Annotated in this window: 13 protein-coding genes; 9 read left to right on the forward strand and 4 right to left on the reverse strand. The window is 66.0% G+C overall.

The genetic code is table 11. The features are described 5' to 3' along the window. Nucleotides 1-111 precede the first annotated feature (111 nt). The 7 genes from AC1DJW_RS15870 to AC1DJW_RS15900 are packed head-to-tail and all read left to right on the forward strand — an operon-like array spanning nucleotide 112 to nucleotide 7,345. Entirely contained in the window at nucleotides 112-1,113 is a 1,002-nt protein-coding gene (locus tag AC1DJW_RS15870; RefSeq protein WP_284752187.1) for a proline racemase family protein, read from the forward strand. Then, on the forward strand, nucleotides 1,110-2,054 hold the full coding sequence (locus tag AC1DJW_RS15875; protein WP_390283058.1) for an ornithine cyclodeaminase family protein: 945 nt from the start codon (nucleotides 1,110-1,112) through the stop codon (nucleotides 2,052-2,054). Before AC1DJW_RS15870 ends, AC1DJW_RS15875 begins: the two co-directional genes overlap by 4 nt. After that, nucleotides 2,051-2,779 carry a GntR family transcriptional regulator gene (locus AC1DJW_RS15880; RefSeq protein ID WP_284752185.1) on the forward strand — a complete coding sequence of 243 codons (729 nt, stop codon included), beginning with the start codon at nucleotides 2,051-2,053 and terminating at the stop codon, nucleotides 2,777-2,779. Before AC1DJW_RS15875 ends, AC1DJW_RS15880 begins: the two co-directional genes overlap by 4 nt. Continuing rightward, nucleotides 2,776-4,020, forward strand: coding sequence for an NAD(P)/FAD-dependent oxidoreductase (locus AC1DJW_RS15885; RefSeq protein WP_390283057.1), 1,245 nt, complete (start codon nucleotides 2,776-2,778; stop codon nucleotides 4,018-4,020). The genes AC1DJW_RS15880 and AC1DJW_RS15885 overlap by 4 nt, the downstream gene beginning before the upstream one ends. Then, on the forward strand, nucleotides 4,017-4,343 hold the full coding sequence (locus AC1DJW_RS15890; RefSeq protein WP_476901840.1) for a (2Fe-2S)-binding protein: 327 nt from the start codon (nucleotides 4,017-4,019) through the stop codon (nucleotides 4,341-4,343). Before AC1DJW_RS15885 ends, AC1DJW_RS15890 begins: the two co-directional genes overlap by 4 nt. Continuing rightward, the gene (locus tag AC1DJW_RS15895; RefSeq protein WP_476901841.1) at nucleotides 4,340-5,806 is read left to right on the forward strand and encodes an FAD-dependent oxidoreductase; all 1,467 of its coding nucleotides are present in this window, start codon (nucleotides 4,340-4,342) and stop codon (nucleotides 5,804-5,806) included. Before AC1DJW_RS15890 ends, AC1DJW_RS15895 begins: the two co-directional genes overlap by 4 nt. A 36-nt stretch (nucleotides 5,807-5,842) precedes the next feature. After that, entirely contained in the window at nucleotides 5,843-7,345 is a 1,503-nt protein-coding gene (locus AC1DJW_RS15900) for an aldehyde dehydrogenase (NADP(+)) (protein ID WP_476901842.1), read from the forward strand. Nucleotides 7,346-7,975: 630 nt separating this feature from the next. Here AC1DJW_RS15900 and AC1DJW_RS15905 read toward each other — a convergent pair. From AC1DJW_RS15905 to AC1DJW_RS15915, 3 genes are all read right to left on the reverse strand, one after another. After that, nucleotides 7,976-9,172, reverse strand: coding sequence for a metal-dependent hydrolase family protein (locus AC1DJW_RS15905; protein WP_459341901.1), 1,197 nt, complete (start codon nucleotides 9,170-9,172; stop codon nucleotides 7,976-7,978). Further along, on the reverse strand, nucleotides 9,156-10,619 hold the full coding sequence (locus AC1DJW_RS15910; protein ID WP_476901843.1) for an MFS transporter: 1,464 nt from the start codon (nucleotides 10,617-10,619) through the stop codon (nucleotides 9,156-9,158). The genes AC1DJW_RS15905 and AC1DJW_RS15910 overlap by 17 nt, the downstream gene beginning before the upstream one ends. Before the next feature lie 135 nt (nucleotides 10,620-10,754). Beyond that, complete coding sequence (locus AC1DJW_RS15915; protein ID WP_476901844.1) at nucleotides 10,755-11,741, reverse strand: ornithine cyclodeaminase family protein; 987 nt, start codon at nucleotides 11,739-11,741, stop codon at nucleotides 10,755-10,757. A 168-nt stretch (nucleotides 11,742-11,909) separates the two neighbouring features. On the opposite strand from AC1DJW_RS15915, the gene AC1DJW_RS15920 reads away from it, so the two are divergent. Both AC1DJW_RS15920 and AC1DJW_RS15925 read left to right on the forward strand, forming a co-directional pair. Then, nucleotides 11,910-12,584 (forward strand): GntR family transcriptional regulator, encoded by a 675-nt coding sequence (locus AC1DJW_RS15920; RefSeq protein ID WP_390283050.1) that lies wholly within the window; start codon nucleotides 11,910-11,912, stop codon nucleotides 12,582-12,584. A 21-nt stretch (nucleotides 12,585-12,605) separates the two neighbouring features. After that, complete coding sequence (locus AC1DJW_RS15925) at nucleotides 12,606-13,151, forward strand: LysR family substrate-binding domain-containing protein (protein WP_476901845.1); 546 nt, start codon at nucleotides 12,606-12,608, stop codon at nucleotides 13,149-13,151. Between the two features lie 247 nt (nucleotides 13,152-13,398). On the opposite strand, the gene AC1DJW_RS15930 is transcribed toward AC1DJW_RS15925, so the two are convergent. After that, nucleotides 13,399-13,623 (reverse strand): hypothetical protein, encoded by a 225-nt coding sequence (locus tag AC1DJW_RS15930; RefSeq protein ID WP_390283048.1) that lies wholly within the window; start codon nucleotides 13,621-13,623, stop codon nucleotides 13,399-13,401. Between the last annotated feature and the right edge of the window lie 123 nt (nucleotides 13,624-13,746).

Consider the following 13,746-nt stretch of genomic DNA (forward strand, 5'->3'; position numbering starts at 1 on the left):
GCGTCCCCGCAAAACCTGCCAAACGTGAGCGAGCGTTTGGCAGGAGACGCACAGGGGCCGTTGCCCGGCGAAGCAGCCACGGGAACCTAGACCAACCAGAAGGAGCACTCGATGAGAACCAACCGCATCTTCCACGCCGTGGACTCACACACCGAGGGCATGCCCACGCGCGTCATTACGGGTGGCATCGGTACGATTCCCGGCGCCACGATGGCCGAGCGCCGGCTGTGGTTCATGGAGAACAGCGATTGGATCCGCACCCTCCTCATGACCGAGCCGCGAGGCCACGCGTCCATGAGCGGGGCAATCCTTCAGCCTCCGACGCGAGCGGATGCGGACTTCGGCGTCCTTTTCATCGAGGTCTCCGGGCTCCTGCCGATGTGCGGCCACGGCACCATCGGCGTCGCAACAGTGCTGGTGGAAACTGGAATGGTCGAGGTAGTCGAGCCGGTCACCACCGTCCGGCTCGACACCCCGGCCGGCCTGGTGGTCGCCGAGGTGGCGGTGAAGGACGGGCATGCCGAGTCCGTGACCATCCGCAACGTGCCTTCCTTCGTGGACCGCCTCGATGCGGCGGTTGACGTCCCTGGCTACGGCACCATTGCTTACGATCTGGCTTTTGGCGGCAACTTCTACGCGATCGTGGACCTGGACAGCCTCGGATTGCCTTTCGAGCGCGCCCGAAAAGACAATCTCCTCAAGGCCGGTCTCGCCATCATGGACGCCATCAATGCCCACGACGAGCCTGTCCACCCTGAGCGCGAGGACATCCGCGGTTGCCACCACGTCTACCTCAAGGCCCCTGGTTCCACGGCTGAGCATTCCCGTCATGCCATGGCCATCTACCCCGGCTGGTTCGACCGCTCCCCTTGCGGCACCGGCACCAGCGCGCGGATGGCGCAGCTGCACGCGCGCGGCGAACTCGCCTTGGACACAGACTTCATCAACGAGTCCTATATTGGTTCGCGCTTCATCGGTCGGCTGGTGGAAGAGACCCAGGTAGCAGGGCGCTCCGCGGTGGTCCCCACCGTGACTGGACGGGCTTGGCTGACCGGAACGGCCCAGTACTTCCTCGATCCCACCGATCCCTTCCCGGAAGGGTTCCTGCTGTGACCCTCCCTTACTTCGACGCTGCGGCGGTGCGGGAGGCGGCACCGTGGACGACGGCGATCGCCGCCCTCGAGCGGGCGCTCCTGAATGGCGTGGACCCGGAGGAGGACAGCCCCAGGATCTTCAGTCCCGCTCCGGGCGGGGAGTTCCTGCTCATGCCCGCAATGGGCCAACACTACAGCGGGGTCAAGGCCCTCACTGTTGCCCCTGGAAACCCGGCGCGGGGGCTTGAGAAGATCCAAGGCATCTACATGCTGCTTGACTCGGACACCCTGGCTCCCCTCGCCGTGATGGATGGCAACGAGCTCACAGCCATCCGCACCCCTGCCACCACCCTCCTCGCCGCGAAGCATATTCTCGCCACAGCCCCCGGGGGCGCCCCGGAGAAGCCGCGCGTGCTCGTTTTCGGCGCGGGGATCCAGGCACTCAATCACCTCCGGGCGGCGAGCGCCGTGTTCCCGGAGGCGAGCTTCGCCGTCGTCGGCCAGCGCCCCGAGCGCGTGAAGGTTCTCGTCGAGAAGCTTGCGTCCGAGGGAATCGAGGTCCGCCCGGCGAGCGCGGCAGGGGTATCCGGTGCCGATGTGGTGCTTTGCACGACATCGTCGCTTACTCCGGTGTTCGACGGCGGTCTGGTGGCTCCAGGTACCGTCGTCGCCGCGGTGGGCCAGCACGGGCTGGACGCACGTGAGGTGGATGCATCCCTCGTGCTGCGCAGCGACGTCGTGGTGGAGGGGCGGGCCTCGGCGTGGCGAGAAGCCGGAGACCTTATTCCGGCCCGAAGCGTCGAGGAATGGAAGACGATCCGTCCGGCCAACCTGCGGGAGCTGGTCAAAGGCGAGTTCGAGCGGACTCCGGGCCGGCCCTGCCTGTATGCGGGCGTGGGCATGGCATGGGAGGATCTCGTGACGGCGGCCTTGGTGTATGAAGGAGGCACTAGACCATGACACCTGCACAAGGAGTGCCCACCGTGCCAGCCAACAACAAGCTTCCCATCGCGCCCCTGGGCCGCCAGCGAAGCCTCCGCGAGTCCGTCACCGAATCGCTTCGCGCGGCAATCATCGCCGGCACCCTCGAGGAAGGCACCATGTATTCGGCGCCGGCTCTCGGCGCGGCCTTCGGCGTCTCGGCCACTCCAGTGCGCGAGGCGATGATGGACCTCACGCGCGAAGGCCTGGTCGAAACAGTAAAGAACAAGGGCTTCCGCGTCACCAGCATGAGCGATCGTGAACTCGACGAAATCACCCAGATCCGATTGATGATTGAGCCGCCGGTCATGGCGGACGTCGCCGGAACGGTCCCGCCGTCTGGCATAGCCGTACTGCGCTCACTAGCTGAGAACATCGTCGAGTCGGCGCGCGAGGGAGACCTGGCCGGTTACCTCGCCGCCGACCGAGATTTCCACGCCGAGTTGCTCCGTTATTCCGGCAACAACCAGCTCGTTGAACTCGCCACCAGCTTGCGCACGCGAACCCGCATGTACGGACTCAAGACTTTGAGCGAGAGCAACCGCCTGGCCGACTCGGCCCAGGAACACCATGAACTGCTTGACCTCATCGAAGCCGGCGAAGGGGCCGCCGCACAGGAATTCATGCGCCGCCACATCGGCCACGCCCGGGGCCTCTGGGCCACTGGCGAGAACGAGGCACCACCCGAGGAGCAACAGACATGAACCAAGGCAGCGACGTCCTCGTCATCGGTGCCGGGGTCATCGGGGCGGCCACCGCCTACTTCGCCGCGCGGCAGGGCCTCTCGGTCACGGTCATCGACAAGGGCCTGCCTGCCAGCGGCACATCATCCGCGTGCGAGGGGAACATCCTCGTCTCGGACAAGGAACTCGGTCCCGAACTCGAGCTCACGCGCTACTCCCTGGGAGTCTGGCACGGAGACCTTGGCGATCACAAGAGGCTCTGGGAGTTTGAATCCAAGGGCGGAATCATCGTGGCCTCGCGCGAGAGCAGCCTCGCTTCTTTGAACCGCGTCATGGCCGTGCAGACCGGTTACGGCGTAGCGGTTGAGGAGTTGGACCAAGATGCGTTGCGGGAAGCCGAACCGCAGATTTCCCACGAGGCCCTGGGCGGCGCAAGCTATTCCGAGGACTGCCAAGTCCAGCCAATGCTCGTCGCGGCCCACCTTGTCCGGCTTGCAACCGAGGCCGGAGCACGATTCCTGGCGGACACTCCCGTGACCGGCTTCCGGCGTAGCAGCAACCGCGTCACCGGCGTCAAGACTCCTCGCGGAGACTTCTCCGCAGACGCAGTGGTGAACTGTACGGGCACCTGGGCGGGCGAGCTCGCCGCATTAGCCGGTGTCAGCGTGCCGGTGCTCCCCCGTCGCGGCTTCGTCGTGGTCACTGAGCCGCTCCCGCCAATGGTCCACCACAAGGTCTACGCCGCCGAGTACATCGACAATGTCGGCAGCTCCGACGGCGGCCTGCAGGCCTCGCCCGTGGTTGAGGGCACTCCCAGCGGCACCATTCTGATTGGCTCAACGCGTGAGCGGGTGGGCTTCGACCGCACCGTGAGCACCAACGCATTGAGCCTGCTGGCCCGCAACGCTACCGCGCTGTTCCCCTTCTTGGAGCATGTAAAAGCTATCCGGCACTATCACGGCTTCCGCCCGTACTGCCCGGACCACCTGCCCGTGATCGGGCACGACGAGCGCGCCCCTGGGCTTTGGCATGCTGCTGGCCACGAAGGCGCCGGAATCGGCCTGTCCGCAGGCACCGGCAAGCTCCTGGCCCAGGCACTGGTTGGCCAAGCTCCGGACCTCGACCTTTCACCCTTCGCTCCGGCCCGCTTCGGCGAACTCCCTACCGGCGAGCCGGCGCGTCACTCCAGTTCACATCACCCCGCTTCACCCCAGTCCGCAGAACACCAGTCCGCGGAACCCCGCGAGGAGGCCAGCGCATGAGTACCCCAACACGAGGCACGGCAGAGGCAACCCCAAGCGCCGCCGTCGTCCGCGTGAGCTTTGATGGGCGCCCACTCGAAGTAGCTCCGGGCCAGAGTGTCGGCGCCGCTTTGACCGCCCAAAGCATCACGGCCTGGCGCGCCACACGCAAAGGGGAGAGGCCGCGGGGGCTGTTCTGCGGCATCGGCGTGTGTTTCGACTGCCTGTTGACGGTCGACGGCGCCGCCAACCAGCGCGCGTGCCTCGTTGAGGTTCGCGAGGGCATGGAAATTGAAGGCTCATGCCCGGAGGATCCCTCGGAAGAACCCGGAGGCCGAGCATGAAACCCATCGTCAGCACAGATGTCGCGGTCGTAGGCGCGGGCCCAGCCGGGCTTGCCGCGGCCGTTTCGGCCGCCGAAACCGGAGCCGCCGTCGTGCTCGTGGACGCGGGCGCCCAGCCGGGCGGCCAGTTCTGGCGGCACCGGCCCGAAACCGTGGTTCCGGAGCCCGATGGCCGTGGACACCACGGGTGGAAGAGCTACCTTGACCTCCGCGCGAGGTTCGACGCCGCCCGCCACCAAGGGCTGATCACCTACCTTCCCGGCCTCCAGGTCTGGATGGCACAGCAAAACCAGCCAACTCAAGCGAACGACGCCGGCTTCACCTTGCGCACGACGCCCACCGTCGCGGTGGCTGCTTCAGGGGCGGGCGTCGGTGCCCAAGCCATCGTCGCGCGCCGCCTTGTCCTCTGCCCCGGCGGGTACGACCGCCAGCTTCCGGTTCCCGGCTGGGATCTCCCCGGCGTGATGGCCGCCGGCGGCATCCAGGCCTTCATCAAGGCCAACGGAATTCTGCCCGGGAAGCGCTTCGTGATCGCAGGGACCGGCCCTTTCCTGCTCCCGGTCGCTGCGAATATCGCCGAGGCTGGCGGCAAGGTCCTCGCCGTGCTCGAGTCCTCCTCCCCCACCGCCTGGCTGGCGCATCTGCGAGCTGCCGCAGGAGTGCCGGAAAAGGCACTCGAGGGCGCGCAATACGCCGCAGTCTTCGCCCGGCACCGGATTCCGTACCGCACACGCAGCATCGTCACCGAAGTCCTCGGATCCCGGATCCTCGGTATGGATCGCGTGTCCGGCGTGCGTACGGCCAAGGTCGATGTTGAGGGCAGCACCAGGCCCGGCACGGAACGCATCTACGAAGACGTGGACGTGGTGGGCTTCGGCTGGGGCTTCACGCCCCAGATGGAGCTGCCCCTGTCTTTCGGCATTGAAACCCGGATCGACGCCGACGGCTCGCTGGTCGGGGTCGTCGATGAGCGGCAGGAGTCCAGCGTCCCGGGCCTGTATCTGGCCGGTGAGGTCACCGGCGTCGGCGGGGCAACATTAGCCGTCCTTGAGGGCATCGCCGCGGGCACGGCCGCAGCGGGCGGCGCAGTTGTGCCGGAGAAAACCGCTGCGCGGCATCGCCGTTTCGCAGAGGCAATGCACGGGGCGCATCCGGTACCCGCTGCTTGGCAGGACTGGCTTTCTCCGGAAACCACCGTATGCCGCTGCGAAGAAGTCACCGCCGGCCAGATCATGGAAGCCCGGGAAAGCCTGGGCGCCCGCGATGCCAGGACCCTCAAGTCCTTCACCCGCGCCGGAATGGGCTGGTGCCAAAGCCGCGTGTGCGGCTTCGCCTCGGCCTGCCTTGGCGCAGGCCCGGGCGTTTCGCCAACCGCCGAGTCCCTCTCCGGCATCGCCAAACGGCCCCTCGCGGCGCCCGTGGGCATCGGCGAACTCGCCGCCCTGGACGCTGACGACCACTGACTCTTCAGTCCAACCCCTCCCGAAAGGAGACCGAGCATGACCACCGTCGCCCAAAACACGCCCGGCAAGCAATCCAACGCCGGCGCCGTAACGCCCACTACTGACGCCGAGCTGGAATCCCTCCTGGATGCTGCCCAGTCCGCCGCGGCGCCCCTCGCCGCCTTGCGGCCTGCCGAACGCGCGAAGCTGCTCGACGCCGTCGCCGGCGCCCTCGACGCCGCCGCCGGCCAGTTGGTCCCCGTGGCACAGCGCGAGACCCGCCTGGCCGAGGTCCGCCTCCGCGGTGAGCTCAAGCGCACCACTTTCCAACTGCGCCTTTTCGGGGAGCTGCTGCGCGACGGCGGTTACCTTGACGCCCGGATCGACCACGCCGACGCCGACTGGCCTATGGGCGCTCCACGGCCGGATATTCGCCGTGTACTGGCGTCGTCGGGGCCGGTGGTCGTGTTCGCGGCAAGCAACTTCCCGTTCGCGTTCTCGGTGGCGGGTGGAGACACTGCCTCGGCACTTGCTGCCGGAAGCCCCGTGCTGCTCAAGGCCCACTCCGGCCATCCCGGGCTTTCCTTGCTCACCGCCAAGGTTGTCGCCACAGCCCTTGCCGCAGCCGGCGCTCCCGAGGGCACTTTCGCGCTCATCACCGGAACCGCCGCCGGAGCCGCCGCCCTGCGCGATCCCCGGATTAAGGCCGGTGCCTTCACAGGTTCCATTCCGGGCGGACGCGCACTCTTCGACATCGCGAGCTCACGTCCGGAACCCATCCCCTTCTTCGGCGAACTGGGCAGCAACAACCCCGTCTTCGTCACCGAGGCTGCGGCCGCAGAGCGCGGCCCGGAGATTGCCGAGGCCTTCGTCGGTTCCTTCACGCTTGGGGCGGGACAGTTCTGCACCAAGCCCGGCACGCTCTTCGTCCCGGCGGATTCCGGCCTGGTGGATGCATTGCGCGACGCCGTCCTACCTCCGGCCATGCCTCTCCTCAACGATCGGATCCAGTCCGGCTACGTCGAAGGGCTGCAGGGCTTGCAGTCCAACCCCCGGCTGAACGTCCTGGCCCAGGGCACCGATCCCCTGGCGGACCCGCCGAGCCCCACCCTCCTGCTGACCACAGCCACGGACATGCTTGCCGAACCGCACGCGCTCCAGGCCGAGTGCTTCGGCCCCACTGCTGTGGTGGTGGCGTACGACGACGAGTCCCAGCTTCCGCTGATCGCTGAAACCTTCGAGGGCCAACTGACCGCGACAATCCACGGAACGGATTCCTGCCGGGTGGACGGGCTCGTGGAGATCCTCGCACGCAAGGCCGGGCGAGTGCTCTGGAACCAGTGGTCTACTGGCGTCTCGGTCACGTATGCCCAGCAGCACGGCGGCCCCTACCCGGCGACGACGGCGGCCGGCAGCACCTCAGTGGGCACAGCCGCGATCGAACGTTTCCTGCGGCCCGTCGCTTACCAGGGCTTCCCGCAGCATCTGCTGCCCGAGGCCCTGCGCGAGGAGAACCCCCTCGGCGTGCCGCGCCTCGTGGACGGCCGTCGGGAGAATTAGCCGCTCCGGGGGCCTCATACTCATGATTCCGGAAGCCCCTCCCAAGCATGTCCTGTCCCGAAGGAGTCCTGTTGCTTGTTTTGAAGTGGTTGCAGCCGGTCGTCCGGCGGTACGGGAGGTTGCGATCCAGCCTGGTTGGCCTCCCCAATCCCGCCGAGGACTTGGGGCGACAGACCCTCATCCGACGTCTGGAGGCGGATGACTCCTACTGGTGGATCCTCGTCGGCGGCATACACGTTCGGGGATTCGGTCCCCACGATAAGCAACAACAAGGCCAAGCTGGACCGGAAACATAGCCAGTTTGCTGTAGCGGATCGCTGACTCAGCTAACCGTCCATCTTTGCCCAAGAAGCGGCGGACCGCATCGCTTCCGGTCGGGATTCTGCCGGACGCCCGGGGATGGTCGAGCACAAGCCAGTTCGCGGCCGGCCCGGAAACGGTACTTCAGCATCCGGCTGTTGTCGGCCTCGCCGGGAGGGATCCCACCACTCACGATGGGAGGTTGGCTAGGGCCCAAACAAGACGCAAGATCGCGACTTTGCTTACGGTTCTTGGTCCCACAATGGTCCAATCAGATTCATTCGCCCAGGACGTCGCGGCGGGAGTCCCGATACAGGCACTGCCGATAGATTACTCCGGGCGCACAGGGTCGCCGTCAACAAGTACGAGCCGAAGCGAGCGCCCGTCGGCAAGGACGCCGATGTCTGAGAGGGGATCTCCGTCGACCACAATCAGGTCGGCATACCCTCCCTCGCCCACGACGCCGGCGCGGCCGGCCTCCCCGACGATCTCGGCACCGACGATGGTGGCCGAGCGAAGCACCTCAAGCGGTTCCTGTACCCTCGCGCGTAACCGGAACTCCTCAAGCTGCAGCGGCAGACCCTCACCATGGAGATCCGTCCCATACCCGATTCGGACCCCCGCGACCGAGGCCTTGGCGAGCGATTCGAGCCCGCGCTCGAAGATGTCCTCCACTGCCGCCCTCTTGGCGGCGTCGAGCCCGTGGCCCGTCACCCCGGAGAGGATCGCCCAGTAGGTGGCGAGCGTCGGGACGTAGAAGGCGTCCCGCTCAAGGAAGAGCCGGATGCACTCGTCGTCGAGCAGGTTGCCGTGTTCGATCGTGCGGACGCCGAGACGCAGCGCGCGTGCCACGGCCTCGGCCGTATACACGTGCGCGGCGATGTACCGGTGGGCGAGACGGGCCTCATCGACGGCGGCGAGGACCTCCGCGTCAGAAAAGCCGAGTGCCTCGAGGCGCATCTTCGACACGACGCCGCCCGAGAGAGTGAGCTTGGCGTGGTCGGCACCATCGCGAAACTCGGCCCGCAGTGCCCGGCGAAGCTCGACTTCGCCGTCGCAGACCTTCGTGAGGACGTGCCCTCCGGTCGGGGCGAAGATCGGGCCACCCGCCTTGAGGCGGGGGCCGGTCACGAGCCGCTCGTCGACGGCGCGGGCCAGTCCGGTGTCCGCCCCGCCCATGTCCCGGACAAGGGTGAAGCCACGCAGCAGCATCTCGTGCAGGACCCGGGCTGTGCGGGCCGCGTGGTACTGCGGCGACCAGGACAGGATCTCGTTGAAGTCCCCCGATGCCTGCGTGACGTGGGCGTGGGCGTCGATGAGGCCCGGGAGGACAGTCTGGCCAGCCACGTCAATTTCGACGGCATCCGCCACCGTGCGGGTCGAGTCCGAGATCTCGGTGATGATGCCGTCCCGGGAAACAATGGTCCGCGGCGGGCTGAGCTCCCCGCTCGCGACGTCGAGGATGTGCGCCCGACGAAGGACGATCGTTGCGGCGCGGGAGCGTCCAGGGTCAGAGCGAACTGCCATGGCCACCTCCTTCACTGGTGCGCACGGTCCGGGGTACGCCCGCGACGGAGGTCGGGCTGCCGCCGTCGGGCCCCGGTTCTTCCCCCGGTTCATCCGCTGACCCGCCCTCGATCTCCTCAAGAGAGCGTCCGCTCGTCGAGAGTCCGAAGACGAGGACGACCAGCGCGGCGCCGCCCAGGACGGCCATGATCATCGTGAACACGCCCCCGAAGCCCAGCGCCGGGAAGGCGGCACCGATGAGGATCGGTGCGGTGATGCCGCCGACCCGTCCGAACGCGGAGGCACTGCCCATGCCGGTTGCCCGCAGTTTGGTCCCGTAGACCTCCGGTGTGTAGGCGTAAAGGCTTGCGTAGCAGCCATTCATGAAGAACGAGAGGAGTGAGCCCGTGAGGAGGATGGCGCCTTCGTTCGACGCTTGGGAGAGGAGGAACGCCGCGCCGGCTCCGCCTAGGAGATAGAGCGCGATCGTGACGCGCCGACTGAGCCTTTCGTTGAGGAACGCGGCGCTGTAGTAGCCCGGGATCTGCGCGATGGTGATGATGAGGGAATAGGTAAAGCTGCCAGTGATCGTCATTCCCTTGGTCACGAGGAGCGAGGGAATCCAGACGAAGAACCCATAGAAGGAGAAAGTGACGGCGATCCAGAGCAGCCAGACCACCGCGGTGCGGCGAGCGTTCCCGTGCCGCCACAGATCAACGTGCTGGAACAGGGGTGGGGCTTTCGGTGCTGTGGTTCCGGCGGTGGTCTGGGGCCCGTGCCATGCCCGGACGAGTCGTCCTTCCTCCAAGCCGAGCACCACTTCTTCCGCTTCGGTGTAACGGCCGCGGGTCAGCAGCCACCGAGGGGACTCGGGCAGCACGCGCCGCCACCAGAGCAGCATCACGATGGGCGCGGCGGAGATGAGCTGGCCGATTCGCCAGCCTTCGGGAAGTCCCGCGACGACCGTGGTGCCGATCAGGGCAGCACTCACGTAGCCAAGGGCAAAGAACCCGGCGACGGCTCCGACAAAGAAGCCGCGGCGGTGCTTGGGGATGAACTCCGCGATGAAGGTCGGGATGATGGCCGATTCGGCGCCGATGCCGATGCCCGCAATGATCCGCAAAATGAAGAAGAGCTCCCAGCTCGGGGAGAATGCGGCCGCGATTGTCGCCGCCGCGTAGAGCGCGAGGGCGTACATCATGATGCGCCGGCGGCCGATCCGGTCGCCGAGGACTCCGGCGCCGATCGAACCGATGAAGATGCCGATGAGCAGCGCACTGCCGATGAGTCCGGACTGGGCGCCATCCAAATGCCAGAGCGGCTTGATGATCGGCAGGATGTAGGAGACGAGTGAACCGTCCATGCCATCAAAGAGCAGCCCAAGGCCTCCGATTAACGCGAGCTGGATATGAGGCCTGCCGACCCGCATGCCGTCCATCCGCTCCAGTAGTGATTGCGTAGATGCCATCACTGTGCCTTTCTGTTTGTTTGGGAGAAGTGGTACTTAAGGAGATTTGGTATACATGGTTCCATCAAATGTGACCCGTGTCATCATCTTTCGAGGAGTTTTTTCGGTTTTGGCATGCCAAATGCTATCTGGGACTCAGTCGGAGAGATTGACATGTACGCCCAGGCCCCGCTCCAGCGCCGCGTCGTAGAGGAGCCTCCCGATAGCAAGGTCCTGCAGCCCCATGCCAACGGAGTTGAAGAGCGTCATCTGATCCGGACCCTCCCGTCCCGCAATCGAACCGATGATCACCTGCCCGAGTTCGCCAGCGACGTCGGTGAGTGCCAACGCCCCCTCGTCGACTGCCAGCAGCAGGTCCCCCGACTTGGCCAGGACGGTCTCAAGGCTGTCAACAACGACCCGCGAGCGGGACATCGCCTCGGCGTCGAGCTCGCGGTGGTCGGGGCGCGGACGCGCCCCGACGGCATTGACGTGCAGCCCGTCACGGAACCACCGCCCAAGGACAATAGGGGACTCCGAGGGAGTGAGCGTACAGACGACGTCGCTCATTTCCACGACCTCGCGAACACCTTCAGCCCGGATAACCTCGGTTCCGCCGGGCTCGACAGCCCGACGGAACCTGTCCAAAGTCTCGGCAGTGCGCGACCAAACGATAACGGTGTCAATCGGTAGGACGGACATAATCGCCTCCACATGCGCTATGGCGAGAGCCCCGGCCCCGACGAGGCCCAGGATGCGGCTCTCGGGCCGGGCGAGGTGGCGCGAAGCGACCGCAGTCATGGCCGCCGTGCGGATCCGCGTTGGCACGCGGCCGTCGAGAAGCGCGAGGGTCTCCCCCGTGGCCCGGTCGGTCAGAACGATCGACGAACGCTGGCTAGGGAGACCGGCCCGTGCGTTGGACGGGATGTCACAGAGCAGCTTTGAAGCGACCAGGCCTTGCGGAGCCGATGCGGCCGCCATGACGAGATACCGCGCGTCGGTATCCGGTAGCCGCATGGATAGCGGGCCGGGCTGGTCGGCCGCGCCGCGCGCCTGGTCTGCCAGGCTCGCCTCTATCGCTCGGATAGTTGCGCCCATATCTGCCGAGGCGGCGAGGTCCGAGGCGTTAAGAATGAGGGTCACAGGGACTCCTTCCAGGTGTGTTGCCAATCACCATAGATCACTTTTGGTATGCCAAATAGTGCGAAGTGTGAAAAATATTGCAATAACCAAGACTCTTGGGAGATGATTGGCATGCCAAGAAAGTTCCGTGCATGCTTAAGACGTTGTGGCCATCCAGAGGGGAATCTTGTGACAGCAGAGGCAACGAACGTGGCGGTCTCGACGTCGCGCGCCGGCAACGTGTACGAGTGGATCCGCGAGCGGATCATCGACGGCACCTTCCCTCCGGGACAGCGGATCCGCGAGCGGGATGTGGCGCTCGAACTCCAGGTATCGCGAGTGCCCGTACGCGAGGCACTCCCCCAGCTCGAGAGCGAAGGCTACATCGAGACCCTGCCCCGGCGAGGGGCGGTCGTGACCCACCTGACAGTCCAGGCCGTCACCGAACTGTTCGACGTGCGGTCAAGTCTCGAAGTCCTCGGCACCCGGCTCGCGGCCCAGGCCTGCGCGGGCGGCACCGACGCAAGCCGGCTGAGAGACCTCTTGGGCGCTGCGGAGGCTGCCCTGCAGGAGAACAACGAGAACCTTATCGCGGATATCAACTCGAAGATCCACGAGGAGATCCTTGAGCTCAGCGGCAGCCATCTCCTCAGAAGGCTCATGTCGCCAGTGAACGGCCAGGTCCGCCGGCTCTTCCATGTGGCCTCCGACCGCGACCAACTCGTGCAACACCACGAGCACAGCGCCATCGTGCAGGCGATCACCGAAGGACACTCCGAGCTCGCCGCAGCCCTCGCCTTCGCGCATGTCGAACACAGCCGCAATGAGTGCCTGCCCATCGTGGAGAAAAGCCTCAAGGCATAAGCATCGTGGTCCGGGACCACGTTGGCCATTGCCATCCCCCAAGGACCACCCGCTTGCCGAAGAAAAGGCGGTCTGTCCGATTTCCGGGGCGACTCCTGGGTCTGGCTCCCCCGGTCGATCTCGCCGGAATATCACGTCGAACTCGTTGCGGCATGCAGACAGGCGGGCTTCAGCCCCAACGCGCAGCACTATGCCAACTCGATCAATTCCCAACTCGCGATGGTCAAGTGCGGTCTCGGCGTGACACTGGCGCCCGCGTCCTCCGTCCGGCTTCAACCGGATGGCCTCGTCTGGCGGGACATCACAGAGCGCGCGGATCTGTGGAACTCTCCATCGTCAGCCGGACGGAAGCGACAGAACAAATGTGCTGCACCAAACGGGCAAGCGTTCATCGGAGAAGCACTACATCCGAACCTCTCAATCCATCCCGAGAATGGGTGTTTGGGGTCCAGCCGGGACCCTGAACCCGCCACCCCAAACACCTTCATAGGCCACCGCGGCAGCCAGCCACCGGCCCGCCAACCAAGCGTCAGAGGGACGCCACTACAAGCTTTGTACACACGTTAAAGCAAAAACCCCTCTGACGAGCGGAAACACTGTGCCCGAGGTGGGACTCGAACCGCATTCCGGGCCACGGAAACACTGGGAACTCCCGAAAACATAGCCAGTACGGGCCAATCCGGCACCGGTACGGCCCAGTCCGATGGACAAAGTGTGTATGTTGTACGCACCCCAAATCTCACCCCTGCAGATTCCCCCACCTACCGCACGTCAAGGAGTTCCGACGATCAGCTTGGGATCCCACTCACGGGACCTACCGTCGAATCAAATGTTGCTCGATCAGGACGGCGCTGCCCTGCAAGTCAATGTCATCAGCGGCCACACCCACGACCAAGGCGAACCCCTCGTCGGGGTTGAAGTCGTGCCGGTGGCGGTTGCTCCACAGCAGCTGGACCATGAGCGTCCATGCAGTACCTCTGTTGCCGTCGATGAACGGACGGAACCTGGCTACGGACGCGAGGAGTGCCTCGGTCTTCATGGCCTGCGCACGCAGCGTGATCCCTTGCGCCCTCCTTAGCCGGGTGCAAGCCCAGGCTGCTTTCCGGCCGCCTCCGTCACGGTGACCTCTCGGGCCGAAGCCGAAGCAGCGGCTGGCGTTTCT

The organism is Arthrobacter sp. 05L417 (assembly GCF_056397865.1).

Coding starts and splice junctions, on each gene's coding strand:
- AC1DJW_RS15910 (WP_476901843.1), bottom strand. CDS start 10,619: ATGGCATCTACGCAATCACTACTGGAGCGGATGGACGGCATGCGGGTC.
- AC1DJW_RS15895 (WP_476901841.1), top strand. CDS start 4,340: ATGAAACCCATCGTCAGCACAGATGTCGCGGTCGTAGGCGCGGGCCCA.
- AC1DJW_RS15885 (WP_390283057.1), top strand. CDS start 2,776: ATGAACCAAGGCAGCGACGTCCTCGTCATCGGTGCCGGGGTCATCGGG.
- AC1DJW_RS15905 (WP_459341901.1), bottom strand. CDS start 9,172: ATGGCAGTTCGCTCTGACCCTGGACGCTCCCGCGCCGCAACGATCGTC.
- AC1DJW_RS15880 (WP_284752185.1), top strand. CDS start 2,051: ATGACACCTGCACAAGGAGTGCCCACCGTGCCAGCCAACAACAAGCTT.
- AC1DJW_RS15870 (WP_284752187.1), top strand. CDS start 112: ATGAGAACCAACCGCATCTTCCACGCCGTGGACTCACACACCGAGGGC.
- AC1DJW_RS15890 (WP_476901840.1), top strand. CDS start 4,017: ATGAGTACCCCAACACGAGGCACGGCAGAGGCAACCCCAAGCGCCGCC.
- AC1DJW_RS15930 (WP_390283048.1), bottom strand. CDS start 13,623: ATGAAGACCGAGGCACTCCTCGCGTCCGTAGCCAGGTTCCGTCCGTTC.
- AC1DJW_RS15900 (WP_476901842.1), top strand. CDS start 5,843: ATGACCACCGTCGCCCAAAACACGCCCGGCAAGCAATCCAACGCCGGC.